25 protein-coding genes and 1 pseudogene are annotated in these 26,512 nt (G+C 41.0%); 22 read left to right on the top strand and 4 right to left on the bottom strand.

The genetic code is table 11. The annotated features are described in order from the left end of the window. Window positions 1-32: 32 nt before the first annotated feature. The 3 genes from SULAR_RS07055 to bioD all read right to left on the bottom strand — a co-directional run bounded on the left by SULAR_RS07055 (window position 33) and on the right by bioD (window position 2,699). Window positions 33-1,007, bottom strand: coding sequence for an aminodeoxychorismate synthase component I (locus tag SULAR_RS07055; protein WP_008244489.1), 975 nt, complete (start codon window positions 1,005-1,007; stop codon window positions 33-35). A gap of 140 nt (window positions 1,008-1,147) precedes the next feature. Beyond that, the gene (locus SULAR_RS07050) at window positions 1,148-2,026 is read right to left on the bottom strand and encodes an aspartate carbamoyltransferase catalytic subunit (RefSeq protein WP_008244488.1); all 879 of its coding nucleotides are present in this window, start codon (window positions 2,024-2,026) and stop codon (window positions 1,148-1,150) included. A gap of 34 nt (window positions 2,027-2,060) precedes the next feature. After that, window positions 2,061-2,699: a dethiobiotin synthase gene (bioD, locus tag SULAR_RS07045; RefSeq protein WP_008244487.1), complete on the bottom strand. Its 639-nt coding sequence runs from the start codon at window positions 2,697-2,699 to the stop codon at window positions 2,061-2,063. A 56-nt stretch (window positions 2,700-2,755) separates the two neighbouring features. On the opposite strand from bioD, the gene SULAR_RS07040 reads away from it, so the two are divergent. From SULAR_RS07040 to SULAR_RS06940, 21 genes and pseudogenes are all read left to right on the top strand, one after another. After that, window positions 2,756-3,055: an ATP-dependent Clp protease adaptor ClpS gene (locus SULAR_RS07040; protein WP_008244485.1), complete on the top strand. Its 300-nt coding sequence runs from the start codon at window positions 2,756-2,758 to the stop codon at window positions 3,053-3,055. Window position 3,056: 1 nt separating this feature from the next. Continuing rightward, a complete protein-coding gene (gene clpA, locus SULAR_RS07035; RefSeq protein WP_008244483.1) occupies window positions 3,057-5,246 on the top strand; it encodes an ATP-dependent Clp protease ATP-binding subunit ClpA in 2,190 nt (729 codons plus the stop codon). A gap of 35 nt (window positions 5,247-5,281) precedes the next feature. Further along, a complete protein-coding gene (aat, locus tag SULAR_RS07030) occupies window positions 5,282-6,019 on the top strand; it encodes a leucyl/phenylalanyl-tRNA--protein transferase (protein ID WP_008244481.1) in 738 nt (245 codons plus the stop codon). Beyond that, window positions 6,009-7,004 (top strand): transaldolase, encoded by a 996-nt coding sequence (locus tag SULAR_RS07025; protein WP_008244479.1) that lies wholly within the window; start codon window positions 6,009-6,011, stop codon window positions 7,002-7,004. Before aat ends, SULAR_RS07025 begins: the two co-directional genes overlap by 11 nt. A gap of 22 nt (window positions 7,005-7,026) precedes the next feature. Next, a complete protein-coding gene (locus SULAR_RS07020; protein WP_008244477.1) occupies window positions 7,027-8,166 on the top strand; it encodes a type IV pilus twitching motility protein PilT in 1,140 nt (379 codons plus the stop codon). Window positions 8,167-8,257: 91 nt separating this feature from the next. Beyond that, complete coding sequence (locus SULAR_RS07015; protein ID WP_008244476.1) at window positions 8,258-8,794, top strand: 50S ribosomal protein L25/general stress protein Ctc; 537 nt, start codon at window positions 8,258-8,260, stop codon at window positions 8,792-8,794. A 21-nt stretch (window positions 8,795-8,815) separates the two neighbouring features. After that, on the top strand, window positions 8,816-9,388 hold the full coding sequence (gene pth, locus SULAR_RS07010; protein ID WP_008244474.1) for an aminoacyl-tRNA hydrolase: 573 nt from the start codon (window positions 8,816-8,818) through the stop codon (window positions 9,386-9,388). Further along, on the top strand, window positions 9,385-10,467 hold the full coding sequence (locus SULAR_RS07005) for an LptF/LptG family permease (protein WP_008244472.1): 1,083 nt from the start codon (window positions 9,385-9,387) through the stop codon (window positions 10,465-10,467). Before pth ends, SULAR_RS07005 begins: the two co-directional genes overlap by 4 nt. 94 nt (window positions 10,468-10,561) lie before the next feature. Next, window positions 10,562-11,773: a diaminopimelate decarboxylase gene (gene lysA, locus SULAR_RS07000; RefSeq protein ID WP_008244470.1), complete on the top strand. Its 1,212-nt coding sequence runs from the start codon at window positions 10,562-10,564 to the stop codon at window positions 11,771-11,773. A 22-nt stretch (window positions 11,774-11,795) separates the two neighbouring features. Then, entirely contained in the window at window positions 11,796-12,854 is a 1,059-nt protein-coding gene (pheA, locus tag SULAR_RS06995; RefSeq protein WP_038000327.1) for a chorismate mutase, read from the top strand. Between the two features lie 34 nt (window positions 12,855-12,888). Next, window positions 12,889-13,983 carry a histidinol-phosphate transaminase gene (gene hisC, locus SULAR_RS06990; RefSeq protein WP_008244465.1) on the top strand — a complete coding sequence of 365 codons (1,095 nt, stop codon included), beginning with the start codon at window positions 12,889-12,891 and terminating at the stop codon, window positions 13,981-13,983. Next, complete coding sequence (locus SULAR_RS06985; protein ID WP_008244462.1) at window positions 13,980-14,192, top strand: hypothetical protein; 213 nt, start codon at window positions 13,980-13,982, stop codon at window positions 14,190-14,192. Before hisC ends, SULAR_RS06985 begins: the two co-directional genes overlap by 4 nt. A gap of 4 nt (window positions 14,193-14,196) precedes the next feature. Beyond that, window positions 14,197-16,002 (top strand): 1-deoxy-D-xylulose-5-phosphate synthase, encoded by a 1,806-nt coding sequence (gene dxs, locus SULAR_RS06980; RefSeq protein ID WP_008244461.1) that lies wholly within the window; start codon window positions 14,197-14,199, stop codon window positions 16,000-16,002. Window positions 16,003-16,207: 205 nt separating this feature from the next. Next, window positions 16,208-17,365 carry a methionine adenosyltransferase gene (gene metK, locus SULAR_RS06975; RefSeq protein WP_008244460.1) on the top strand — a complete coding sequence of 386 codons (1,158 nt, stop codon included), beginning with the start codon at window positions 16,208-16,210 and terminating at the stop codon, window positions 17,363-17,365. 122 nt (window positions 17,366-17,487) lie between these two features. Then, window positions 17,488-17,695, top strand: a pseudogene (locus SULAR_RS11475) (4Fe-4S dicluster domain-containing protein); the annotation flags it as partial. A gap of 319 nt (window positions 17,696-18,014) precedes the next feature. Then, the gene (gene ndk, locus SULAR_RS06965; RefSeq protein WP_008244457.1) at window positions 18,015-18,428 is read left to right on the top strand and encodes a nucleoside-diphosphate kinase; all 414 of its coding nucleotides are present in this window, start codon (window positions 18,015-18,017) and stop codon (window positions 18,426-18,428) included. A gap of 9 nt (window positions 18,429-18,437) precedes the next feature. Continuing rightward, entirely contained in the window at window positions 18,438-18,812 is a 375-nt protein-coding gene (locus SULAR_RS06960) for a DUF177 domain-containing protein (RefSeq protein ID WP_008244456.1), read from the top strand. 25 nt (window positions 18,813-18,837) lie between these two features. Next, window positions 18,838-18,999 (top strand): 50S ribosomal protein L32, encoded by a 162-nt coding sequence (gene rpmF / locus SULAR_RS06955; protein ID WP_008244455.1) that lies wholly within the window; start codon window positions 18,838-18,840, stop codon window positions 18,997-18,999. 5 nt (window positions 19,000-19,004) lie between these two features. After that, complete coding sequence (gene plsX, locus SULAR_RS06950; protein WP_008244454.1) at window positions 19,005-19,994, top strand: phosphate acyltransferase PlsX; 990 nt, start codon at window positions 19,005-19,007, stop codon at window positions 19,992-19,994. Between the two features lie 108 nt (window positions 19,995-20,102). Beyond that, window positions 20,103-21,125: a beta-ketoacyl-ACP synthase III gene (locus SULAR_RS06945; protein ID WP_008244453.1), complete on the top strand. Its 1,023-nt coding sequence runs from the start codon at window positions 20,103-20,105 to the stop codon at window positions 21,123-21,125. A 9-nt stretch (window positions 21,126-21,134) separates the two neighbouring features. Beyond that, entirely contained in the window at window positions 21,135-21,947 is an 813-nt protein-coding gene (locus tag SULAR_RS06940) for a TIGR00282 family metallophosphoesterase (protein ID WP_008244452.1), read from the top strand. Window positions 21,948-21,962: 15 nt separating this feature from the next. On the opposite strand, the gene SULAR_RS06935 is transcribed toward SULAR_RS06940, so the two are convergent. Then, window positions 21,963-23,810 (bottom strand): DNA polymerase III subunit gamma/tau, encoded by a 1,848-nt coding sequence (locus SULAR_RS06935; protein WP_008244445.1) that lies wholly within the window; start codon window positions 23,808-23,810, stop codon window positions 21,963-21,965. Between the two features lie 257 nt (window positions 23,811-24,067). Here SULAR_RS06935 and leuS point away from each other — a divergent pair, with 257 nt between their 5' ends. After that, the gene (gene leuS, locus SULAR_RS06930; protein ID WP_008244443.1) at window positions 24,068-26,509 is read left to right on the top strand and encodes a leucine--tRNA ligase; all 2,442 of its coding nucleotides are present in this window, start codon (window positions 24,068-24,070) and stop codon (window positions 26,507-26,509) included. The last annotated feature ends 3 nt before the right edge of the window (window positions 26,510-26,512 follow it).

The raw sequence follows: 26,512 nt of genomic DNA, 5'->3' as shown, positions 1-26,512 counted from the left end.
TTTAAGTGAGTAGCATAGAGTTGTATTTTCTTTTACTCTAAGGGCAAATAGATCTTATCTATCAGTTCGTCATATTCACTTTTGGCATCAGAATCTATAGTGATCCCTCCACCGCTTTTGTAGAAAAGCTTGTCATTTTCTTTTTCAATGAAACGTATCATTACGCCAGACCGTAAGGATGTCCCATCAAAAACACCAAAGACACCTGTATAGAATCCTCTCTCAAAATTCTCTACATGATTGATGATATTGACCGTACTCTTTTTAGGTGTCCCTGAGATGGAACCTGCGGGAAGTAACTGGCTGAGAAGCGTACCTAAGTGATCTCTCCAGTTATCAGGAAGCACTGCTGTGATCTTGGAACTGACCTGCAGGAGTTCTTTTTCCCCTGCTTTGATCTTTTCGACATATCGGAACTTCTCTACTTTGACGTCTGAACCGATGATACCCAGGTCATTACGCATAAGATCGACGATCATCACATGTTCTGCCATCTCTTTGGTATCGGACAAAATGGTTTCTTTTGCATTTGGCAGATGGGCATCTATGGTTCCCTTCATAGGATAGGTGGCTATGGTATTCTCTTCTATCTCTACAAAACGTTCCGGAGAAAAGCAGATAAATTCATCTTTAAAATAGAGTTTAAACTTAGCTCTGGCATAGGTGAATATCTCCTTAAGGGTGAAAGAGCTCTCTATAGGTGTTCTGAATGTCAGGTTAAGCAGATAGGTGTTGCCTGAACGTATCTCTTCGAGTACGGTATCAAGGGCTTTTTTGTACGTGATGAAATCCACAGGAGATCTGGAGAACGTGAATGTTTCGGTACGTTTCTGTACAGGGTAGTTACGCCAATCTTCCAGTTTATAGAAGATATCATCATCCAATGCATCAAGGGGTTTGGCAAAGATCTTCTCACCGTCAAATGAGATGATAAAAAGAAAAGGGGTACGTTGTTTAGCAAGAGTGTTAATGTGATTAAAACCATTGTCTTTATTAAGCCATGTCATAAAGAGCTCCCTCGCTATAATTAAATAAGGTCATGGCGAACGCCCTTGAAAGCGAAGCGATTCGAGAGCCATGACGATTTTTGCTTACTTTTTCTAAAAAAGTAAATACAAAATCTAGAAAATAAAAAATTAGGTATCTCTTACGAATCCAATAAAAGAAGTTTCAAAATAGCCATACGCATATAGACACCATTTTTAACCTGTTCAAGTACTTTACATCGTTCATCTTCGAGCATTGCATCAGAGATATCTATGTTTCTCATGACCGGACCGGGATGAAGTACCAGGATATCTCTATCTCCTAAACGATCGTGGTTGATACAGTAGTGTTGTGCATATTCCTGATAATCATCAAAGATAGGAGAAGCATGACGTTCCAGTTGCGCTCGAAGAGACATAATGACATCCACTTTGTCTATGACATCTTCAAGTGTTTCATATTGATGCAGGTCGCTCTTGGGCATAAAAGGTTTGGGGGCAATCAAAATGACTTTCATTCCCATACGCGTAAACAGACGGATACCGGAACTTGCCACACGTGAACTTACGATGTCCCCTACAATAGCAATGGTCTTACCCTCAATATCACCATTAAAATGTTCAACCATAGTAAAGAGGTCAAGGAGTGCTTGAGTGGGATGTGCATAGTTACCTGCGCCGGCATTGATGACAGAAGTCATCTGCATATCAGCCAAGATCCCCGGTGCATCATTTTCAGAGTGACGGATGATCACCCCATCTGGTTCCATTGCACAAAGGTTTGCAAAAGTGTCTTCGAGTGACTCTCCTTTTTTGGTAGAACTTTTACCTGGATCAAGGTGTACAACAGCAGCACCCAGTCTTTTGGCTGCAACTTCAAAAGAACTGCGTGTACGTGTCGATGCTTCAAAAAAAAGGGTAATGAGTAGTTTGTCGTTAAGCAGTTGAGGCGGACGTTGTTTTTTAAAGGTTTTGGCGTCATGAAGCAGTTGTTGTATTTGTGTGTCAGATAGGGTGGTGGTATCTACCAAATGTTGCATAGTGAGCCTTGTGGATGAAATTTTGTAATTATAACTAATAGGTGCTAATAAATCTTTGTAAACCCTCTTCAACACTCCACCATTCAGGGAAGACTGCATCATAAAAAGGTTGCGTGACTTCAGAAAAACTCTCTTTGTCTTCAAAAATATTCACACACCAATCAAACTCCAAATCATAAGATCGAAGCGCACTCATAGAGAGCAGTGTATCATTGATGCATCCAAGTTTGCTCGGGGTCACCAGAAGAACTTTTGCATTAAGCTCTTTAGCCAGGTTTATCATCATGTACTCTTTTGTCACAGGTACCATAAGACCACCGGCACCTTCTACTAAAAGTATGTCACAAAGCTGGCTTAGTTCATGATACTTCTCCATGATCCTGTTTAGATCGATGATCTGTTCTGTATCCGCACAAAATGGTGCTGCGGGAAGAGGGAAAGTGTAGGCTGTAATATCTTCGGGCATAAGATCTTTGAAATTCTTGTTTACCTTTTGGCAAACTTTTAAGAGTAAACTGGCATCATGGGGAAAGGTATCTACACCTGTTTCAATAGGTTTAAATACACCCACACAAAACCCTTTATCAGCAAACGCTTCAATGAGTTTGACGGTGGTATGTGTTTTGCCAATATTCGTGCCTGTGGCGGTGATGAAAAGTGATTGCACTTGCATTTCTCCATTTTTTTTGTATAATAGTATAGAATAATTTATGAGGATTTTAACATAAGATGCCAAAGTTTGAAGAAGAGTTAGAGCTAGATTTAGAGTTACACGAACCACAAATGTTCAAAGTGTTACTGCACAATGATGATTATACGAGTATGGATTTTGTTGTGGAAGTCCTGATGGGGATCTTCCATAAGACACATACACAAGCAGAACAGATCATGTTGCAGATACATGAAAAAGATAAAGCTATATGTGGTGTATACAGCTTTGAGATAGCACAAACTAAAGCACAGCAGGTCAAGCAAAAGGCCAAAGAAAATGAGTTTCCATTACTCGCAACCATTGAAGAGGATAGTTAATATGATTAGTATTGCATTGAATGATGTATTTAAGGCAGCGGTAGGATATGCTAAAGAGAACAGACATGAATATTTAACCGTAGAGCATGTATTCTTGTCGATAGTAAAAAGTCCAGCGGGTCAAGAGATACTCTCTATACTTGATGCAGATCTTAAGAGATTGGAGACAGGTATCACCGAGCATATTGCAAAGACCATCCCTTCGCTGAAAGAAGCGGTAGAACCATTTGAGACTGTAGCGCTCTCACGTGCTATCAATGATATGATGACACATATCCACAGTGCAGGTAGGACAGAGGCCAGTATAGGTGATATGATAGCAGCGATCTTCATGCAGGAACACTCCTATGCGGTGTACCTGATGAAAAAAGAGGGTATAGCCCGTGTAGATATCCTTGAGGTGATCTCACATCGTTATGATAAAGTCAAAGATGGTACAGGAGAGAAGAAAGAGGGAGAGACTCTTTTAGAACAGTTTACCGTAGAGCTTGTAGCATTGGCCAAAACAGGCAAAATAGACCCGGTGGTAGGTCGCGTAGACGAGATAGAACGTGTGATGCAAACGCTCTGTAGACGTAAGAAGAACAACCCTCTGCTTGTGGGTGAACCAGGCGTAGGTAAAACGGCTATTGCTGAAGGTTTGGCGCTGAAGATCTCTGAAGGAGATGTGCCGGAGATTCTTAAAAACTCAAAAGTGTTTGCTCTAGATATGGGTTCTTTGGTTGCAGGTACGAAATACAGAGGTGATTTTGAAAAACGTCTCAAAGGTATCATCAAGGAACTTACTGTAGAGAAAGATGCCATTTTATTTATCGATGAGATCCATACGATGGTAGGAGCAGGTGCAACAAGCGGCGGAAGCATGGATGCATCCAATTTACTGAAACCTGCACTTGCACGTGGTGACCTGAAGTGTATTGGTGCAACGACCTATGCAGAGTTTAGAAACTTTTTTGACAAAGACAAGGCACTCAGTCGTAGGTTTGCAAAAGTGGATGTGGAAGAGCCAAGTCTTGAAGATACAATGACGATCTTGCAGGGTATCAAACATAAATATGAGGATTACCATAAGATCACATTCACGGATGAGGCACTACAATCAGCTATCGACCTTTCTGTAAAGTATCTGCATGACAGGTTCCTGCCTGACAAAGCGATGGATATCATCGATGAGGTGGGTGCGCACTTTATGCTTAGAGGAGAAGAAGGTGTCACAGTCAAACCTAAAGATATTGAGGAGAGTGTCGCGAAGATCATGAAACTTCCTTCAACGGTGATAGGCACGGATGATACGAAGAAACTTAAATCACTTCAGAAAGATTTGGCTTCTCATATCATCGGACAAGATGAAGCGATCACTGCATTGACAACAGCGATCAAACGTTCCTATGCAGGACTTAATGCACCCAATAGACCTATAGGAAGCTTTCTGTTCGTAGGTCCTACAGGAGTCGGTAAGACAGAACTTGCAACACAGCTTGCAAAAACGATGCATGTACATTTTGAGAGATTGGATATGAGTGAATACATGGAGGCACATAGTATCAGCCGTTTGGTTGGTGCACCTCCAGGATATGTAGGGTATGAGCAGGGAGGATTGTTGACCGAGATGATCAAAAAACACCCGCATACGGTTTTATTGCTTGATGAGATTGAAAAAGCACACCCTGATATCATGAATATTCTACTTCAGGTGATGGATGGTGCGAAGTTGACAGATAACAATGGTGTGGTCTCTGATTTTAAAAATGTGATACTCATTATGACCTCGAACATCGGTACTAAAGAAGCCAATGTTATGGGATTCAATAAAGATACGTCGATCAAAACAGACAAAGCACTGGCAGCGTTTTTCTCTCCTGAATTTAGAAACCGTCTGAGTGCTACCATAGAGTTCAATCCATTAGGATTGGATGCCCTTGTCACTATCGTCGAGAAAGAGTTAGATAAACTCAACCTGCTACTTAAACCTAAAGATGTCAAAGTGACCTTAGGTAAAAAAGCCAAAGAGTATTTGGCCAAAGAGGGGTACGATGAACGTTATGGTGCTAGACACATAGCACGTGTGATAGATGCCAAGGTCAAAGAAGCACTCACCGATGAGATCCTTTTTGGGAAACTTAAAAAAGGTGGTTCAGTTAAAGTAACCTACAAGAATGAGAAATTAGATTTTTCATTTGATAGTAAATAAGTTAAATAGACTTACCAAGAGGAAGGGATAAATAGTTGGCGTCTGTGTTTGAGGAAGATGACTATTTGATCCCTCCGTTGAGTAAGGATTCTACTGCATTTCCCGATCCACGTTTAGCTTCTGATGAAGGTCTTCTTGCCTACGGAGGAGATCTCTCTTCTGATCGATTGATAGCAGCATACAAAAAAGGGATATTCCCCTGGTACAGTCAAGGGGATCCGATACTCTGGTGGTCACCCAACCCACGTCTTCTTCTTTATCCTGAAAATTTTAAGGTACGTAAATCATTTAGAAGGGTGTTGCGATCTGGAAAATTCACGGTCACTTTTGACAAAAGATTTTCGGAAGTCATCAAACAATGTGCAACAGTCTATAGAGAAGGGCAAGAAAGCACTTGGATTGTCAGTGAGATAGAAGAAGCCTATATACGCCTGCATGAAGAGGGTTTTGCACATAGTGTGGAAGTCTATAAAGAGGGAAAACTGGTAGGTGGACTTTACGGCATTGCTCTGGGGAAAGCATTTTTTGGTGAGTCAATGTTCTCTTTGGTTCCTGATGCCTCCAAGGTGGCATTTAAAGCACTAAGTGATGTTTTAGGCAGTAGAGGCTATGATTTTATAGATTGTCAAATGAAAACAGATCATATGATGGGCTTGGGGGCTGAGGTGGTTGAGAGAGATATCTTTCTTGATGCACTGGAAGAGACGCTTAAAAAACCTACAGATTTTGGTTCATGGCAGCATTTTATCTGGGAGTACAAAGATGGTAAATAGAGATATAGGATTCTCTTTATGGTTAGATTTTGTAGAAAGAGATTTCCTTAAAAATGATTTTTCTGCATTGATTGAAAAAGGTATCATTAATGGTGCTACGAGTAATCCGTCTATTTTTGCTTCGGCGATTACCACTTCTCCTGCCTATAAAGAGCAGTTGGCTTCTCTTACAGGAAAAAGCCCAAAAGAGAAGTATGAAGCACTGGCGATAGAAGATATCCGTACTGCTGCACAGGCATTAAGACCTCAGTATGATGAAGGAAATGATGGGTATATCTCTATAGAGGTCGACCCTTTCCTTTCAAACGATACAGAAGGGACGGTTGCCGAAGGTAAAAGACTCTTTGAGGCTATCGGTGAGCCTAATGTGATGGTAAAAGTACCTGCCACAGAAGCAGGATATGATGCTATGACCCAACTTCTAAGTACAGGTATCTCTGTGAATGCCACACTTATCTTCTCCCCAAAACAGACCAAAAAAGCTTTGAAGGCGATGAAAAAAGGCTTGGATTGTTTTGAAAAAGATGGCGGATTGAGAGCAGAAGCCGTGATCTCTGTTTTTGTAAGCCGTTTTGACAGATTGCTGGATGCTGATTTGGAAAAAGAGGGGATCGATGTTTCAAAAACAGGTATTTACAATGCTGCAAAGATCTATAATCTTATTGAAGCAAACCATACGCCTAGTGTACGTACACTTTTTGCCAGTACAGGTGTGAAAGGTGATGACCTCCCGGCAGATTACTATATGAGAGAATTGCTTGCACCACACTCTGTCAATACAGCACCTCTTGCAACAATAGAAGCCTTCATAGCCAAAAAAGCACCGGCACCTCAATTCCCTTTGGAAGAGAGTGAGATCAAGGGCTATTTCACAAAACTGGCTGATAACGGGTTTGATATGGATAAAGTATATAGTCAACTCTTAAAAGAGGGACTTGAAGCATTTGAAAAAGCATTCCAAGAGATGCTTGACACTTTAAAATAAATCACAGGCTAAAGGGACCAGCATGGAAGAAAAACTCAAGCTCTATCTTAGAACAATGATCAGTCATAATGGGAGTGACCTTCACCTTAAGTCAGGTTCACAAGTCAGAGTACGTGTACATGGTGTACTCAAAGTATTGGGCAAAGATGAACTTAGTGCAGAGATGATGGATAAGTTGGCTCAAGAGATCACGACTGTAGATCAATATGAGAAACTACAAACAGATAGAAACCTGGATTTTTCTTATGTAATGGGAGATGAAAATAGATTTCGTGTGAACTTCTTTTATCAAATGGATGGTTTGAGCGCGGTTTTCCGTATTATTCCGGTGAAGATATTGACACTGGATGAACTGAATTTACCACCGGTGATCAAAACATTTGCAGAGATACAAAGAGGTCTTGTACTTGTAACCGGTGTGACAGGTTCTGGTAAGTCAACGACTTTGGCAGCGATCTTGGACAAGATCAACAGAGAATCAAAAAAACATATCATCACGGTTGAAGACCCGATAGAGTTCGTACACAAAGACAGAGGATGCTTGATCAACCAAAGAGGTATTGGTCCGGATGCGCACTCCTTTTCCGATGCACTGAGAGCTGCACTGAGGGAAGACCCGGATATTATACTTGTCGGGGAGATGAGGGATTTGGAGACGATCGATATCGCACTGCATGCAGCCAACACCGGACACCTTGTTTTTTCAACGCTGCACACACTGGATGCAAAAGAGACGATAGATAGAATTGTCGGTATGTTCGGGAATGAAGAACAGAACCGCATCCGTATGTCTTTGGCTTCGGTACTTGAGGGTGTGATTTCACAAAGACTTATTCCTACAAAGCGTGGAGGAAGGGTTGCGGGGATTGAAGTCCTTAAAAAAACAGCTAGGATCGAGCAACTCATAGCGGAGAACCGAGATGCAGAGATCCCTGATGCTCTTTTTGAAGGGAAAGAGATCTACGGTACACAGACCTTTGACCAGGCACTTTTGGATATTTTCCGTAGAGGTGAGATCACAGAAGAGATTGCACTTGAATATGCAACAAATCCATCAGATATGAAACTTAAAATGCAGGGTGTCGGAAAAGGTGCGATCGTGGATGAACATGCTCATGAAAAAGAGGTGGATGTCTTTGGATTTAAAGAGGATGAAGCATAGTTTAATACAAATTGGGTATAATTCGCGTCTATTTTACTCTATGAAGCAATTGATGGGGTAAAAAATTATACACATGTATCAAAGGACAAATATGTTAGAAGGTATCGTTAGAGAGAGTATCGGTAAGCGTAATGCAAAGCAGCTTAAAAGAGATGGTTATCTAATCGCGAACATTTATGCAAATGGTGTTGAAAATATCAACGCTGCATTTAAACGTGGTGAATTTGCAAGAACTGTAAGAAATAAAGAGACACTTGCATTCCCAGTGAAAGTTGGCGATAAAGAGATCAATGTATTTATTCAAGAGTATCAACTACACCCAGTAAATGGCGATGTGACTCACGTAGACTTAAGAGTAGCAGTACCAGGTCAAGTGACAAACTTCCTTGTACCGGTTGTGACTCACGGAACACCAGTTGGACTTAAGAACAAAGGTGTACTTGTTATGTCTAAAAGAAGATTAAAAGTAAGAGGTACAATCGAAGATATGCCAGCGAAATTTGATCTTGATGTTACACCATTGAACAGAGATGACTCTATCCTTATCAGAGATGTTGAAGTACCAGCAAACTGTAAAATGATGGACAGACCAGATGTTGCTATCTGTGGTGTGATCAAAGCTAAATAATCGTAGCATGAAAGCACAGTTGTGATACTTTTCGTAGGTCTAGGTAATCCAGGATCACAATACGAAAACACACGACATAATATAGGTTTTAAAGTCATTGACAAGCTTGTCAATGACTTTCATGCCAGAGATATTTCCAAAAATTCTTTTCAGGGCAAGCTTTATCGCGCGGCCAATTCACTTTTTTTAAAACCTACCACATTTATGAATCTTTCAGGAAGCTCTGTAGAGCCTGTCAAACATTTTTTCAAAGTGGAACTTGAAGATATTATTGTGATCCATGATGATATTGATCTCCCTTTTGGTGCGGTACGTTTTAAAAGAGGTGGAGGCCATGGTGGGCATAATGGACTCAGATCACTTGATGCACATATTACAAAAGAGTATTTGCGTGTGAGGGTAGGTGTGGGTAAGCCCGAACACAAGTCACAGGTGGCAGATTATGTACTGAATGACTTTTCCCAAGAAGAAAATCTCATGTTAGAGCGTTTGATAACACATGTTGCAAAAGCTTGTAAAGTGTTATCTCAAGAGGAACTCAATGAAGTGAAGTCAAAGTACAGTTTGAAGTCTATAGAAGGCTTAAGTGTATGAGTCTGTTGAATCCTTCATTACACTTTGGATATTTAGCCAAACTCTATAGTAAAAATCTATTGTCGATAATGTTTGGACTCTCTTTTGCTTTTGCTGCGATTGATTATTTTCAACATCTACAGAAACTTGATGTTGCTTCAAACTATAAAATTCTCTATATTTTTTACATGTGGCAGGAAGCATTGGGATTACTTTACCCTTTGGCCATCGTTTTCGCACTGATTATGACGAAGCTCTCACTGGTTAAAAATAATACTATGGGTGCGTTTCATGCCTTTGGATATGATAAAAAAAGACTTTTTTTACCATTGTTCACAGTAAGCTCTTTGACCTATATGATTTTTTTAATCTTACATACGACAGAGTTTTCTTATGCAAAAGACAAAGCAGAATTCCTTTTAGAAAACAGATTGGGTACCTATGATGTGAATGACCTTTTTTTCAAATACAACGATACCTTCGTCTATATCACCAAACTTGATCCTATAGAAAAAAAGATAGAAGATATTACGATCTTTAAAGTCGAAGGGTATCAGGTACAGTATACGATCAATGCACCTTTAGCAACATTTGATGGTGCAATATGGACGGCACATGATGCGACGCTGAAAACACATATCTATGAAAACGGCGAATTGAAAAGATATACCGTAGAACATAAAGAGCGTATAGAAACATTAGAGGGCTATAAACCTAAGATTATAGAGTCACTGTATGAGGGGAAAGCATTGAATATACGGGATGCCTTTATGACTTGGGAGTTGTTATATAAACAAAATCTAAGTTCGGATAAGATCCGAGCATCATTGTACGATAAAGTGATCGTACCACTTTTTTCACTGGCCCTGTTACTCATTTTATTTTTCAAACTTCCGTTTCATGCCAGAATGATGAATATGGGTGGAGTGATAGCACTCTCTTTGGGGGTAACATTTGGAATTTGGGGGATATTGTTTGGTTTGAGTCAAATGGGTGCAAACGGTGTCTTACTACCTGAATTGACAGCGATATTGCCTGTAATGATGTTATGGGCCTATGCTATGTATATCTATTTTACAAATGAAAGAAGCCTTGTCTAATCCCCGGCAGTACGTTAAATGTACCTTTTAATCAACTTTTAGATAAAATCACCCTAAAATAGACTCAAGGTATTGAGCATATAGGATAGTATAAATGAATATTGATTATAAAGCATTGGCAGACAAATATGGTACGCCTTTGTATATGTATGATTTTGATTATATTGAAAATCGATATACCACACTGAAAGATGCGTTTGCAGGTAAAAAATCACTTATCAATTATGCAGTAAAAGCAAATTCAAATCTCTCTGTGATTGCACATTTGGCAAAGCTTGGTGCCGGTGCTGACTGTGTGAGTATCGGTGAGGTCAAACGTGCCCTGACCGCAGGTGTGGATAAATACAAGATCATTTTCTCCGGTGTGGGGAAACGTGATGATGAGATACGTGAAGCACTGGAACAGGATATTTTACTTCTCAACCTAGAGAGTGAAGCGGAGATGAAACGTGTAGAGATGGTGGCTAAAGAGCTGGGTAAAGAAGCCCGTATCTCTATCCGTGTCAATCCTAATATCGACCCGCAGACACACCCGTATATTTCAACAGGGTTGCATGAGAACAAATTCGGTGTAGAGATAGATATGGCAAAACGTATGTATATCTATGCCAATAAGTCTGAGTTTTTAAATCCTGTGGGGATACATTTCCACATTGGCTCGCAGCTTACAAAGATCGAACCTATACGTGAGTCATGTATGATCGTAGCAGACCTGGTACGTTCACTCAAGGCGATCAAGATCGATATTAAGTTCTTTGATGTGGGCGGGGGTATCGGTGTAGTCTATGATGATGAAGTCACGATCCCTGCTGAGGTGTATACACAGGCGATATTTGAGGCGACCAAAGGACTTGATGTGACACTACTTTGTGAACCAGGGCGTTACATGGTAGCCAATGCAGGAGCATTCTTTACCAAGGTACTTTATGAAAAAGTCAATGACGGGAAACGTTTTGTCATTGTTGATGGTGCGATGAATGACCTTATACGTCCAAGCCTCTATAATGCCTATCATAAGATTGAAGCGGTACTCAAAGAGGGGGAAAAGACACCTGCCGATGTGGTAGGACCGGTATGTGAGAGTGGAGATTTCTTCGGTAAAAATGTACCTCTTCCACCGCTGGAACATAATGACCTTATCGTGGTTCACTCTGCTGGTGCCTATGGCTTTACGATGGCAAGTAACTATAATACACGTGCAAAAGCTGCAGAAGTAGCACTGCAAGGTGGAAAAGACAGACTCATACGTCAGCGTGAAACGTATGAAGATCAGGTACGTTTAGAGCTTGAGTATTTGGAAAAGTAAAGCAAAAAGGCAGGATGAGGATATGACTTTAGATGAGCTGAGAGATAAGATAGACAATATCGATGATGCATTGCTAAAACTTTATAATGAACGTATGGAGTTGGTGCATCAAGTAGGCGAAGTGAAAAATACTACAGGGGCTCCTATCTACCGTCCTGAACGTGAACAAGCCATTCTGAATCGTCTGAAAAGTCAAAATAAAGGTAAACTGACAGATGCTGCGATCGATGCACTCTTTTTGGAGATGTTTGCTGTAGCCAGAAATCTTGAGCTTCCTGAAGGTGTAGCATATTTAGGTCCAGAAGCCAGTTTTACGCATCAGGCAGCTGAAAGCAAGTTTGGAGCCATGAGTGCATACTTGCCTATCAGCTCTATACCAGGCGTTTTTCGTGAAGTAAAAAAAGGCACAGCCAAATTTGGTGTGATTCCGATAGAAAACTCTTCTAACGGAATTGTAAGTGATACGATCAACTGTCTGGATGAGTATGACCTAAAAATTATCGCTGAAGTGTGTCTGGATGTACATATGGCCTTCGCTACCGTCAGTGATGATATTACAAAGATCACAAAGATCTATTCTAAAGATATCGCTTTTGGACAGTGCCGTAAGTTTTTACAGGACCTGGGACTGGATGAAATAGAACATATTCCTGTGGAATCTACCGTCAAAGCAGCAAAACTTGCCTTGAAAGATGAAACCGCAGCAGCACTCTGTCCTGCAGTGGCAGCAAAGTTGAATAACCTACCGATACGTTTCAATAACGTAGAAGATGATACGAACAATAGAACACGATTTTTCATTATCTCTGACTTCGAAAATGCATCATCAGGAAATGATAAAACCTCTTTATTGGTAAGACTTTCCAATAAACCGGGATCTTTAGTGAATTTTCTCAATGATTTTGAAGAAGCACATGTGAATTTGACAAAGATCAAATCGCATATCGTAGAGGGGGAGTCGATCTTTTTTATAGAGTTTCATGGACACCAAAATGATACACATATCAAACCTATTTTGGAAAAGCATAAAGGTGAGATCAAAATATTAGGTTCTTATGTCAAAGAAATAGACGATATTTAAAAGAAGAAATAAGCAGTGAGGGAGAAAAATCAGTATGAAATTTAACAAAGTATTAGAGAATATACAAACGTATGAAGCGGGTAAACCGATAGAGCTTGTGGTACGTGAATTTGGTATTGCTGCTAAAGATGTGGTGAAACTTGCATCAAATGAAAATCCGATAGGTACAAACCCGGCTATTTCAAAAGTGATCAGGTCCAATGCTGATATTGCACACCTTTACCCGGATGACAGTATGTTCGAACTTAAAGCCGCATTGAGCGCCAAATTTAATGTTCAGGATGACAATATCATTATCGGTGCAGGTTCTGACCAGGTGATAGAGTTTATTTCCCGTGCACTCTTGGATGAAAATGCTTCTGTACTAATGTCTGCAGTGACCTTTGCCATGTATGAGATCTATGCAAAACAGATGGGTGCAAAGATCCTTCGGACGGCAAGCTATACGCATAAGTATGATGAGTTCATGGAAGCCTACCGTATGCATAGACCAAAGATCATTTACCTCTGTACACCGAACAATCCTACAGGTGATGCAACAAGTAAAGAAGAGGTTCTGAAGATCATTGATTCAGTAGATTCGGATACGTTGGTCGTTGTAGATGGTGCTTATATGGAGTATGCTGCAGCCAAAGATCCACAATATGCAATTACGCCAAATGACCTGCTGAAGTATGAGAATGTCATCTATCTGGGTACATTTTCAAAAGCTCATGGTTTGGGCGGTATGCGTGTAGGATACGGTATCGCACAGGCTGAACTCATCAAAGAACTCCATAAAATGAGACCACCATTCAACATCTCTACACTCTCTTTGGCCGTAGCTATAGAAGCATGCAAGGATAACAGTTTTGTGGAAGAGTCCATAGCTTTGCATCAGGAGCAGATCAAGCGGTATGAGGCGTTTGCAGAGGAGCAGGGATTTGAGTATATAGAGAGTTATACGAACTTTATCACCTATATGTTTGATGAAACCATGGATGCTACAAAGATAGCAGATGCTCTGCTTAAACGTGGTGTCATCATCCGTAATCTTGCTTCTTATGGATTGAATGCCATGAGGATCACGATAGGAACAGCCAAACAAAATGATGTGTTCTTTAAACATTTTTTAGAAGTGATAGCTTGAAAAAAGTGGAGGTAGTGAAAGCAGATGATGTAGAGGTGAAACCTTTTATTTTAGATGATTTTATCCAATATAGAGTCCAGCACAGTATGATGAACAAAATAACAAAAAAAGAACTGAAACATTTAGCAGATGAATTAGGTTTGGTGTATGATGATACACAGATCGTTTTCACAAAAAAATTGCTCAATGCCTATTTACTAGGGAAATAAAAAGATGATAGATATAAAAGCACACTCGATAGATGAACTCAATACTTTAGCAGAAGATATCAGACAAAAGATATTGGATACGGTAAGTAAAAATGGGGGACACTTGAGTTCTACTATGGGTGCAACAGATCTGATCGTGGCTATGCATAAAGTGTTTGATGTAGAGAAGGACCCTTTTATCTTTGATGTCAGCCATCAGGCATATGCGCATAAGCTCTTGACAGACAGATGGGACAGGTTTGATTCTTTACGGCAGTTTGGCGGTATTTGCGGATACACCAAACCTAAAGAGTCCAAGTATGATTATTATGTGGCAGGGCATAGTTCGACCTCTATTTCACTGGCAGTAGGTGCAGCCAAGGCCATAGCACTGAAAGGTGAGGATAGAATACCTGTTGCCTTCATTGGTGATGGAAGTATGAGTGCAGGGATGGTGTATGAGGCCCTGAACGAACTGGGTGACAGGAAATACCCTGTAGTGATCATTCTGAATGACAATGAAATGAGTATCGCCAAACCAATCGGTGCTATCAGTAAACTGCTTTCTCAAACAATGGCCGGTTCATTTTACCAGAAATTCAAAGGCAGGGTAGAAAAGGTCCTTGATCATCTGCCTGAGGGTGCGACCTATATGGCAAAGAGGTTTGAAGAGTCTTTTAAGCTTATCACGCCGGGTATTATATTTGAAGAGATGGGTATTGAATACATTGGACCCGTAGACGGACATGACATTGAATCTCTTATAGAGACGATGGAAGTAGCTAAAGCACTGGGTAAACCGGTGCTTATCCATGCACAGACCACCAAAGGAAAAGGGTATGAGATAGCCGAGGGTACAAAAGAGCATTGGCACGGGGTCAGTGCTTTTGATCTTAAAACAGGTGAAGCACCTAAAAAAGCAGGGGCGGCTAAGGCAGCAACTGCTATTTTTGCAGACACCTTGGTAGAACTTGCAGATGAAGATGACAAAGTGGTAGGTGTGACAGCTGCGATGCCAAGTGGTACAGGTTTAAGTGCGGCCATTAAAAAATACCCTGAACGTTTTTGGGACGTTGCGATAGCAGAGCAACATGCTGTGACTTCTATGGGTCCATTGGCAAAAGAAGGGTTTAAACCATTTTGTACGATCTATTCCACATTTTTACAACGTGGATATGACCAGGTCATCCACGATATAGCACTGATGGATATAGGTGTCGCTTTTGCGCTGGACAGAGCAGGTATTGTAGGAGAAGATGGAGAGACACATCAGGGTGCTTTTGATATTTCTTATTTAAGAGGCATACCCAATATGACACTGCTGGCACCCTACAATGAAACAACGATGAAACATTGTATGAGATTTGCCAAAGAGTATGACCATCCTTGTGCTTTTAGATACCCTAGAGGGGCATTTTTGGCAGAAGACACAGAGAGTCCAGCCTATGAGTTAGGAAAGTCTGTGTTGCTAAAAGAGGGTGAAGTGATACTCTTTATCGGGTATGGTAATGGTGTCGGACGTGCTCAAAAGGTGGCTGAATTGGTTGAAGTAAACCCTGCTATATTGGATCTTCGTTTTGTAAAGCCGTTGGATGAGGAGATGCTTTTACGATTGAGTACTCAGTACAAAAAATGGTTTGTGTTTTCTGATTCTGCAGCACAGGGTGGTGTAGGTTCAGCGATCTTGGAACTTTTAAGCCAACACAAGGTACAAGATGTAGCCTTGACAACATTCGAGTATCTTGATGCATTTATTACACATGGTAATACTAAGTTGGTAGAAGAGTCCTTGGGGATATTGCCGGAACAATTGGCAGAAAGAATCGTGTAGAAGAGGTTTCTTCTGCATCGGAACTGTATTTGATACAGTACCTTTTGAGGTATTGTATCAAGTTCAGTGACAGTGAACAAATATTTCAAAATTCTCTGAACCAAATGGTGAAACTTCAGTGAAAGGTACTCCAAAGGGTATATTCTCTGGGAAATTGAAGCATGGCTTTGCCATACTTCAATGAGAAACTAAATAAAGGAAAAAAATGGCTAACGAATACATTTTTACAAGTGAATCGGTAACCGAGGGTCATCCGGATAAAATGGCTGATCAGATCTCAGATGCTATACTTGATTATATCATCGAAAAAGATCCACAGGCGAGAGTGGCTTGTGAGACGTTATTGAGTAATGGTTTTTGTGTTATTGCAGGAGAACTAAAAACAACAGCGTATGCACCGATGCAAGAGATTGCAAGAGAGGTTGTAAGAGAGATAGGGTACACAGATGCAAGTTATGGTTTTGACTATAGGTCTGCGGGAGTACTTAATGGCATAGGAGAACAGAGCCCGGATATTAATCAAGGTGTGGATCAAGCTTCAGGTGAGATCGGTGCGGGGGATCAGGGACTGATGTTCGGATATGCTTGTAATGAGACTAAGGAGCTTATGCCTTTGCCTATCTCACTGGCACATAAGATCACAGCTAAACTGGCTGAGGTCCGTAAAAATGGTACTGTCCCGTTTTTGCGTCCAGATGGAAAAGCGCAGGTTTCGGTGAAGTATGTAGATGGCAAACCTGTTGCGATAGATACGATCGTTGTATCTACACAGCATCATCCGGAAGTGACGCTTGAACAGGTACAAAAAGCGGTACTTGAAGAAGTGATCAAAGCCGTTATACCCGCAGAGTTGATCTCTGATGATATTACCTATCACATCAACCCTACGGGACGTTTTGTGATCGGTGGTCCTCAAGGGGATGCCGGACTTACAGGTAGAAAGATCATTGTAGATACCTATGGGGGTTCTTGCCCTCATGGTGGGGGTGCTTTCTCTGGTAAAGACCCTACAAAAGTGGATCGTTCAGCTGCCTATGCGGCAAGATATGTAGCGAAAAACCTTGTAGCTGCAGGTGTATGTGATAAAGCCACACTGCAAATAGCGTATGCAATCGGTGTGGCTAAACCGGTGTCTATCTATGTAGATACACATGGGACCGCAACAGTGGATGAATCAAAGATCACAGCGTGTGTAGAATCACTTTTCGATCTTACCCCTAAAGGTATTATGGATGCGTTGGATCTACTTAGACCTATATACCGCAGAACAGCAGCGTATGGTCACTTCGGAAGAGAAGAAGAAGGTTTTAGCTGGGAGAAAACAGATAGGGTAGAAGATATCAAAAAATATTTAAATATTTAGTGTTTAGTATCGTGTCATAAATTGAATATTTTTGATATATTTTAATAAATTATCTAATATGTTTAATGTTTTTTTAAAAATCTTTAGCTATAGTTTGCTATCTTATATAAAAAGGAATAAATATGGCAGTAATTATTGGTGATACATGTATAAACTGTGCAGCTTGTATTGACGAATGTCCAGTAGAAGCAATTGTAGACGAGGATGATAATCCAACGGGTGAGGAGTACTACTATGTGTACCCTGACAAATGTGTTGAGTGTGTAGATCACTTCGATTCTCCAGCATGTGCAGAAGCATGTCCAACTGAAGGTTGTATTACTTGGGATATGCCATTCACAGCTGAACATAAAGATCACTTCAATGGTGAAAACTACATTGATGGTCTAAACTATGTAATGGAAAATCCAGATGCTGAAATGCCAATGAGAGAAGATATCTCTCTAGAAGACAGAGCAGCACATAGAAATGTTGTAGAAGACTAATCTTTAGTCCTTCTTAGAGACTACCTTCTGGTAGTCTCAATAGTTACCCCTTTAACCCTCCCAAAACTTAAACTTATTTTAATACTTTATTAGGTAAAATTCCGGCCGAATACTCTCCACTACATCTCATTTTGGAAGTAAATTAATCGCTTAGGAATATAAGTATGGAACAAACATTATCAATCATCAAACCAGATGCAGTAGCTAAAAATGTTGTAGGACAGATTCTTGCAAGATTTGAAGCAGCAGGCCTTAGAATTGCAGCAACGAAAAAAACTAGACTTTCTCGTGTAGATGCAGAAGCATTTTATGCGATTCATGCAGAAAGACCTTTCTTTAAAGATCTTGTAGACTTTATGATCTCAGGACCTGTGGTTGTCACAGTACTTGAAGGTGAAAATGCAATGGCTAAAAACAGAGAGCTTATGGGTGCTACAAACCCTGCTGAAGCTGAGCCTGGTACGATCAGAGCAGACTTTGCTGAGAGTATCGATGCAAATGCAGTACACGGTAGTGACTCTATTGAAAATGCAATCAATGAAATTAACTTCTTTTTTGCACAGAGAGAAATTCACTAAGCTTAAACTGTGAAGATAGCTTTTGACAAGGTAGGTTCTACAGCGAAACCCATTGAACTGAGTTCAGAGGGGATAACGCTGGAAGGCACTTTAAAGAAGAGCGGTTATCATCAAGTAACTTTAGATGCACACATGAGTGGCAGTATCGAGTTGGACTGTGATAGATGTGGAGACACATATAACTATGACGTGGACAATGAACTGCAACTTAGACTGAGCGATATAGTATCCGAAGATAAAGATGATTTAGATATAATTGAGTTTTTAGATGGCGAAATAGATCTTTCGTACATACTACAGAGCGAAATAAATACATTTAAAAATGCTTATAACTATTGTAGCAAATGTGTCGATAGTGATGAAGATTTTGAAGTAGAATATTAAATAAAATTGTAACAAAGGATATAAAATGGCAGTACCTAAAAGACGTGTGAGCCACACAAGAGCAGCGAAAAGAAGAACACATTACAAATTGACATTACCAATGCCAGTGAAAGATGCAGATGGAACATGGAGAATGCCTCACCACATGAATATGACTACTGGTGAGTACAAAAAAACTAAAGCGTAATCTTAATGATCAAGATCGCGATTGACGCTATGGGCGGGGACTTTGGTCCTGAGCCTATTATAGAAGGTGTGGTTCAAGCACTGGAAACTGAAAAATTCCTCCCTATTTTAGTAGGTAACACTGAAGAGATACGCTCTTTCCTCCCCCCGTATTATGCAGACAAAGTTGAAATTGTTGAAGCTTCAGATGTCATATCGATGAGTGATCAGGCAACAGATGCACTCAAGCGTAAAGAGTCATCTATCTATAAAGCGGTAGAACTTGTACGTGAGAAAGAAGCATCTGCTGTCGTTTCAGCGGGTCACAGTGGTGCAACCATGACATTGGCTACATTGCGTATAGGGCGATTACCGCATATCTCAAAGCCTGCACTAGCCACATTGATGCCAAGTGTTGTATCTACCAAAACATTGGTACTAGATGTAGGTGCAGTCACAGACTGTACTCCTCAAAACCTGTATGAGTTTGGTGCGATGGGTGAAGCCTATGCACAACAGATCTTAGGTATAGCATCACCTAAAGTAGGGCTTTTATCGAATGGGTCCGAAGATTCTAAGGGGAATACTTTGACAAAAGCAGCCTTTAAACTCTTACAAGGTTTAAAAGGTTTTGTGGGGAATGTCGAAGGTAGAGATATCTTTAACGGGAATGTGAATGTAGTGGTCTGTGACGGTTTTACAGGTAATATCCTACTGAAGACCAGTGAAGGTGTGGTATCTACTATCTTTACGCTTATGAGACAACATATCCGAAAGTCATTACCGGCAAAGATCGGTGCCCTGATGATGAAAAGAAAAGTGTTTGGCAATATGAAGAAGCAAGTTGACTATGCAGAGTATGGTGGAGCACCGCTCTTGGGTATTAATGGATGTGCCATTATTTCTCATGGTAGTTCTAACGCTAAAGCTATCAAAAATGCCATATTCCAGGCGATTCGCTATACAGAGTCGGATGTCAATAAAACCATAGAAATTCTTCTCTCTGACAATAAATAAGTCTAAGGTACCTGCGTACTTTAGACCAGCCACCAAGTGAAAACACCCCCTAAAACTTATAAATTTATGGTAAAATAACAGACTTTATATTATTCGTTAAGGACAACTATGTCACCAATAAAACCCATATATGCGGCATTCAGATCTATAGGTGCTTATGTACCTGAAAAGATTTTATCCAATGCAGATCTTGAAAAGATGGTAGATACCACAGATGAATGGATCGTAAAGCGTACGGGTATAAAAGAGCGTCATATAGCGGCAGAAGATGAGTATACAAGTGATATGGCTGCAAAAGCCTGCGAACTGGCAATAGAGCGTTCAGGTCTCTCAAAAGATGAGATAGATCTGGTTCTCTGTGCAACTGTGACACCTGATTATTTCAATATGCCTTCTACAGCATGTCTTATTTCAGACAAGATCGGTATTAGAGATGTTCAAGCCTTTGATATCTCTGCAGCATGCAGTGGATTTGTCTATCTGCTTACGATCGCAAAAGCGTTTATAGAGTCTGGAATGAAGAAAAATGTCCTGGTGGTTGGAGCGGAAAAGTTCTCTTCCGTTGTTGACTATACAGACAGAAGTACATGTATCCTGTTTGGTGACGGTGCAGGTGCTGCAGTGATCTCTGCTACATCGAATAAAGATGAAGCTTTTATCGATATCCATGCAAGTGCAGATGGATCTTATGCAGACTTTTTGGTGACACCTGCACCTGGTGCAGTGCATCCTGCAAGCCAAGAGGTGATTGATCAAGGGCTTAATTTTGTGCAAATGAAGGGAAATGAAACCTTTAAACTGGCAGTGAAAACATTGACAAAAGATGTCAAAGAGATACTTGCCAAAAATAATATCAATGCGAATGATATACCGCATTTTATCCCGCATCAGGCAAATTACCGTATTATCAAAGCAGTAGGGGATGCACTGAAGATGAGAGAGGATCAGGTGGTTCTTACTGTAGGTAAATACGGGAATACTTCTGCTGCTTCCATACCTATGGCATTGAATGATATTTGGGAATCAGGCAGACTACAAACAGGTGATCTTATGCTACTCGATACTTTCGGTGGCGGCTTAACATGGGCCAGTGCACTGCTTCCTTTTACTGGAAAATCAAACACTAAATAGGGTATAAAATTGAAAATAGGGTTTATCGGTGATATTGTAGGTAAACCAGGGCGTTTGATGATCAAACGTCATTTAAAACGTCTCAAACAAGAGCATTTTGTAGACTTTATGATAGCCAACTATGAAAATGCGAGTCATGGTTTTGGTTTAACGGAAAAAAACTGCATTGAACTACTGGGGTACGGCATCGATATGATGACGGGTGGTAACCACAGTTTCGATAAAAAAGAGATCCTTGATATCTTTGAGCGTTACCCTCTGATACGTCCTATGAACTATCCTAAGGCTACACCGGGCAAAGGTATTTATGAAACAACGCTTCTGGGACATAAAACAGCGATTTTAAATCTTATGGGGCATTATACAATGCCCATGGCTGATAATCCGTTTACGATGATCGTTGAAGAGGTAGAGAAGTTAAAAGCACAAGGCTTTAAACACATCATTCTTGATATGCATGCTGAAGCAAGTTCAGAGAAACAGGTGATCCTGCATATGCTTAAAGATGATGTCTCTGCAATACTTGGAACCCATACCCATGTTGCGACAGATGATCTGCAGATCCATGAAGGCTGCTGTTATGTAACAGATGTAGGCTTGACCGGTTGTCGGGACGGTGTAATAGGAATGGATTCTGAAGTACCACTTAAAAGAGTACTTACAGGACTTGGAGGTCATTTCAATGTACCTGATGAGTGTAAAGCACTCCTTCAAATGGTTGTGTTTGAACTCGATGATGAAGGGCGCTGTATAGGGGCTGAGAAAATCAAGATCTATGATGATAAACCTAAAATTGTGACACAGGCATGGATGGATATCTAAAGAGAAGAACTCTCTTTAGGTATTACGCTTAATCCTTACTTTTTTAGGATCAAAGAGAGCGATAGCTTCTTTGATCATAGGTTCTTCCAGCAAGGTGGAGGGATCTTTCTCTTTGGCTGCTTCTGTCTCTCCGGCATCCGGAGCGATACAGGAGCTTTTCATTTCGATATCTTCTATCATGGAAGCCGAATCTGCATCCTGATGTACAGGAGCCTCTTTTTGAGGCTCCTCTGCTTCTTCCTCTAGGGGAGCACTATTCACTTTTTTTTTAGGGATATTTACAATCTTCGTTTCAAAACCGAAAATATCTTTCACGAACATATTGATCAGTCCCCAATGTGTAATGAGCATTTTTTTATCTTCACCTTCTGCCATAGAAGCCCATGTCAATTTATTATCTTCAAAGTTCTCAAAAGAGATATTACGTTCGAAACAGGCACCTAGATCATAGTCTCTGTCATACAGTTTTTGTACCAGGGCATCAAATGTTTTTTGATGTGGGTTTATGGCTGGTGTAGAAGGTTGTATGACTTCTGGGTGGGTTACCGGTTGTATATCGGCAGGAGCTTTTTCTTCTTGTGCAGCTTGTATAGGAGAAGTAGGTTCATTGTCTATGACCGGTGTTTCTGTAATCTCAGGTGAAGCTTCATCGTTTTTCTCCTCTATGACAGGTTCTGCTTTAGGTGCTGCAGTTTTAGGAAGTGTAGCGTCAATCTCCTCTTCAGTGATCGTGATGACCTCAGAGGATGCAGTCAAATCACTTGAGGGAGTGGTCACCATGATCTCAGAGACTTCAACTCCTTTGAGCTCCTGTTCCAAGCCACGTATCATGGTATCGATATCTTTGATCTCTAAAGACTCCATCATTTTAAAGAGCGCCAGGGAGAGTACAAATCCACTATCACTTCCAAGAGCAAGTAAGCTTTTAGATTCTGCAATTACCCTGAAGAAACGCTCTATGATCATCGGGCGGAACTTACCTTTGGCATTGAGTAGCAGATCTTTGAGATAGAGTGTCAATTCATCCAGGATCATTTCAGCTTCATAGTCTGCTGCCATTTTGATAAAGGCTAATACTTTTGCCGTGTCTTTGGCCATGATGTCGGAGAGCAATGTCTCCAAGTGACTAGGTTCAATGATACCAAGCATCCCTGTAACCGTATTCACATCAACGAAATTCTTAGAGTAGACAATGGCCTGATCCATCAACGTTAGAGAATCTCTCAGACTCCCCGCACCAGAACGCGCGATGATGTCCAAAGCCTCTCTTTCATACTCGATGTTCTCAAGGTCCAGGATATGTTCCAAGTGCTTGAGTACAAGATTTTGAGGGATTTTTTTGAACCTGAAATGCTGTGTACGTGAAAGGATGGTCGCAGGCAGTTTTAGCGGATCTGTCGTTGCGAGAATGAACTTCACAAAATCAGGCGGTTCTTCAAGTGTTTTAAGCAGGGCATTAAAGGCTTGATTGGTAAGCATATGCACTTCATCGATGATAAAGATCTTGTAACGTGCGGAGCTCGGCTTGTATTTGGTATGTTCAATAAGGTCTTTAATGTCATCTATACCACGGTTGGAAGCGGCATCCATTTCGATGATATCCATATGGCTGCTTTCACTTGCCATCATACAATGTGTACAGGTACCGCAAGGATGTGAAGTCGCACCTTTTTCACAGAGTAGTGCTTTAGCAAAGATACGTGCGGTCGATGTCTTACCACTTCCTCTTAGTCCCGAAAAAAGGTAGGCATGAGAGAGTCTTTTGCCCTCAAGTGCAAGTGAGAGTGTTTGTGAAACTGATTCTTGTCCGATGAGGTCATCGAAGGTTGCAGGACGGTATTTTCTTGCTAAGGCTAAAGACAAACAAACTCCTTGGTTTTATTGCTATTATTGTAGTTAAATTTTACTTTTGATTGGTATAAAAGTGCCAAATATGAAGATGAAAATCAGAAGTAAAAGTGACAATAATATTTTACATAAGTTTGGATTCTGGAAGTAACTCTTGACACACGGACATAAGGTAGAGGGGGATAAGATCTCTATCCCTTTCAATGCATCTCTAACCCCATATTGGATATAATCCCCCTTATTAAATAATCACAACAATGAAGCGAGAAAATATGAGTTACAATCCAAGTGAGATTGAAGCCAAATGGCAAAAACAGTGGGACGATGAGCAGGCATTTGAGCCATCAGATTCTTTAACTCAGAAGAAAAAGTATATTTTGAGTATGTTTCCTTTTCCTAGCGGAAGACTGCATATGGGTCACGTACGTAACTATGCAATCGGTGATTCGATCGCGCGTTACTACAGAAAGCAAGACTACAATGTACTGCACCCGATCGGCTGGGATGCATTCGGTATGCCTGCAGAGAATGCTGCGATCAAGCATGGCCGTCATCCAAAAGAGTGGACCTACTCTAACATCGACTATATGAGAAAAGAGCTGAACTCGTTAGGCCTTTCTTTTTCTAAAACACGTGAGTTCGCTACCTGTGATCCGCTTTATACAAAATGGGAGCAGGAGTTTATCATCAAGATGTTTGCAGAGGGATTGCTCTTTCGTGAATCCACGACAGTAAACTGGTGTGAAGATTGTCATACGGTTTTGGCGAACGAGCAGGTGGAAGAGGGATGCTGTTGGCGTTGTGATAACCCTGTCGAACTTAAAGAGATGCCGGGGTATTACCTCGATATCATCAAGTATGCCGATGAACTGCTTGAAGACTTGAAAATGCTTGAGGGTAAATGGCCAAACCAGGTACTTACTATGCAAAACAACTGGATCGGAAAGTCTCAGGGACTCGAGTTTGAATTTGAACTGAGTGAAGAGAGTAAGGCAAAGCTTGACGGCAAGTTTGACACATACTCAGTATTTACTACACGCCCTGATACGATCTACGGTGTGAGTTACTCGGCACTTGCTGCAGAACACCCTATTACGAAGTACATCGTAGAGCATAACTTAATCGATGAAGAGACAGCAGGTAAGATCACAGCGATTGCAAATATGAGTGAGCGTGAAAGAGCACAGGCAGACAAAGAGGGATATCCGCTTGGAATCACTGTAGTTCATCCACTCACAGGAGAAGAAATCCCGGTATGGACAGCGAACTTCGTACTTGCAAGTTACGGTGGCGGTGCTGTTATGGCTGTACCTGCACACGATGAGAGAGATCATGAGTTTGCAAGCAAGTATGACCTTCCGATCAAAAGAGTGATCAGCGGTGGGGAAGAACTGCCATATACCGGTGAGGGTGAATTGGTGGATTCCGCTGCATTTACCGGATTGAATAATTATGAGGCTAAAGCAAAGGTCATCGCAACTTTTGAAGAGGCAGGATTTGGTAAAGGCACGACTAACTTCAAGCTACGTAACTGGGGTGTAAGCCGTCAGCGCTACTGGGGTGCGCCGATCCCGTTTGTTCACTGTAAATCTTGTGGACTGGTACCTGAAAAGATAGAAAATCTTCCGATTGCTCTGCCTGAAGATGTAGAGATCACTGGTGAAGGAAATCCGCTTGAAAACCATCCGACATGGAAACATTGTAAGTGTCCAAAATGTGGAGAAGAGGCTATTCGTGAAACAGATACACTGGATACCTTTGTACAGTCAAGCTGGTACCAGTTCCGTTATGCAACCAATCCTAAAAAGTGGAATGAGGTAGGTATCGATAAAGAAGAAGCGAATTACTGGCTGGGTGTAGACCAGTATATCGGCGGGATCGAACATGCGATCCTTCACTTACTGTATGCAAGGTTCTTCACAAAAGTACTTCGTGACCTGGGATATGTCAATATCGATGAGCCGTTTAACAGATTGCTTACACAGGGGATGGTTACCATGGATGGTGCGAAGATGAGTAAGTCCAAGGGGAATACCGTAGACCCTGATAAGCTTATCGAAGAGTATGGGGCAGATACGGCAAGACTCTTTATCCTTTTTGCTGCGCCACCGCAAAAAGAGCTTGAGTGGAATGATAATGCTGTTGAGGGTGCCTTCAGATTTATTAAAAAACTTTATGACAGAGCGGATAAAGTCACAAGTAAAACATTGCCTGTGATTGAGCACGGAGCCCTTTCAAAAGAGTCTAAACTTGCACGTCAAAAGATCTATGAGGCGTTACAGAAATCAGCAGATGTATACGAAAAGACATTTGCGTTCAACACACTGATTGCAGCGTGTATGGAGGCGATGAACGCGCTTGATAAACAAGAAAGCACTGAGGTATGGAGCGAGGGAATGTATGTGATGCTCAACCTCCTTGAACCTATCATCCCGCATGCAGCTAGTGAACTGAGTGAAGTACTCTTTGAAAGGGAGAACTTCAAAGCACTACTTGAAGTAAAAGAAGAGGTGTTCGTCCAAGAGAGCATCCTTTATGTTGTGATGATCGGCGGGAAGAAGCGTACTGAGTTTGAGATCTCTCCTAGTGCCAGCCAAGACGAGATCCTTGCAACAGCCAAAGAAGCCGGAGCAAAATGGCTTGAGGGCATGAGTATTGTCAAAGAGATCGTTGTGCCAAATAAATTGGTCAATTTAGCTGTCAAACCGAGCTAAAAA

This window comes from Sulfurovum sp. AR, assembly GCF_000296775.1.
In the GTDB taxonomy this organism is placed as follows: domain Bacteria; phylum Campylobacterota; class Campylobacteria; order Campylobacterales; family Sulfurovaceae; genus Sulfurovum; species Sulfurovum xiamenensis.
The sequence above is the reverse complement of the archived record's forward strand: the minus strand, read 5'-3'. Positions and strand labels throughout refer to the sequence as shown.

Coding starts and splice junctions, on each gene's coding strand:
- SULAR_RS07040 (WP_008244485.1), top strand. CDS start 2,756: ATGCCAAAGTTTGAAGAAGAGTTAGAGCTAGATTTAGAGTTACACGAA.
- SULAR_RS07015 (WP_008244476.1), top strand. CDS start 8,258: ATGTTAGAAGGTATCGTTAGAGAGAGTATCGGTAAGCGTAATGCAAAG.
- plsX (WP_008244454.1), top strand. CDS start 19,005: ATGATCAAGATCGCGATTGACGCTATGGGCGGGGACTTTGGTCCTGAG.
- SULAR_RS07050 (WP_008244488.1), bottom strand. CDS start 2,026: ATGCAACATTTGGTAGATACCACCACCCTATCTGACACACAAATACAA.
- hisC (WP_008244465.1), top strand. CDS start 12,889: ATGAAATTTAACAAAGTATTAGAGAATATACAAACGTATGAAGCGGGT.
- lysA (WP_008244470.1), top strand. CDS start 10,562: ATGAATATTGATTATAAAGCATTGGCAGACAAATATGGTACGCCTTTG.
- pheA (WP_038000327.1), top strand. CDS start 11,796: ATGACTTTAGATGAGCTGAGAGATAAGATAGACAATATCGATGATGCA.
- rpmF (WP_008244455.1), top strand. CDS start 18,838: ATGGCAGTACCTAAAAGACGTGTGAGCCACACAAGAGCAGCGAAAAGA.
- leuS (WP_008244443.1), top strand. CDS start 24,068: ATGAGTTACAATCCAAGTGAGATTGAAGCCAAATGGCAAAAACAGTGG.
- SULAR_RS07020 (WP_008244477.1), top strand. CDS start 7,027: ATGGAAGAAAAACTCAAGCTCTATCTTAGAACAATGATCAGTCATAAT.
- bioD (WP_008244487.1), bottom strand. CDS start 2,699: ATGCAAGTGCAATCACTTTTCATCACCGCCACAGGCACGAATATTGGC.
- metK (WP_008244460.1), top strand. CDS start 16,208: ATGGCTAACGAATACATTTTTACAAGTGAATCGGTAACCGAGGGTCAT.
- ndk (WP_008244457.1), top strand. CDS start 18,015: ATGGAACAAACATTATCAATCATCAAACCAGATGCAGTAGCTAAAAAT.
- SULAR_RS07025 (WP_008244479.1), top strand. CDS start 6,009: ATGGTAAATAGAGATATAGGATTCTCTTTATGGTTAGATTTTGTAGAA.
- SULAR_RS07055 (WP_008244489.1), bottom strand. CDS start 1,007: ATGACATGGCTTAATAAAGACAATGGTTTTAATCACATTAACACTCTT.
- dxs (WP_008244461.1), top strand. CDS start 14,197: ATGATAGATATAAAAGCACACTCGATAGATGAACTCAATACTTTAGCA.
- clpA (WP_008244483.1), top strand. CDS start 3,057: ATGATTAGTATTGCATTGAATGATGTATTTAAGGCAGCGGTAGGATAT.
- SULAR_RS06945 (WP_008244453.1), top strand. CDS start 20,103: ATGTCACCAATAAAACCCATATATGCGGCATTCAGATCTATAGGTGCT.
- SULAR_RS07005 (WP_008244472.1), top strand. CDS start 9,385: ATGAGTCTGTTGAATCCTTCATTACACTTTGGATATTTAGCCAAACTC.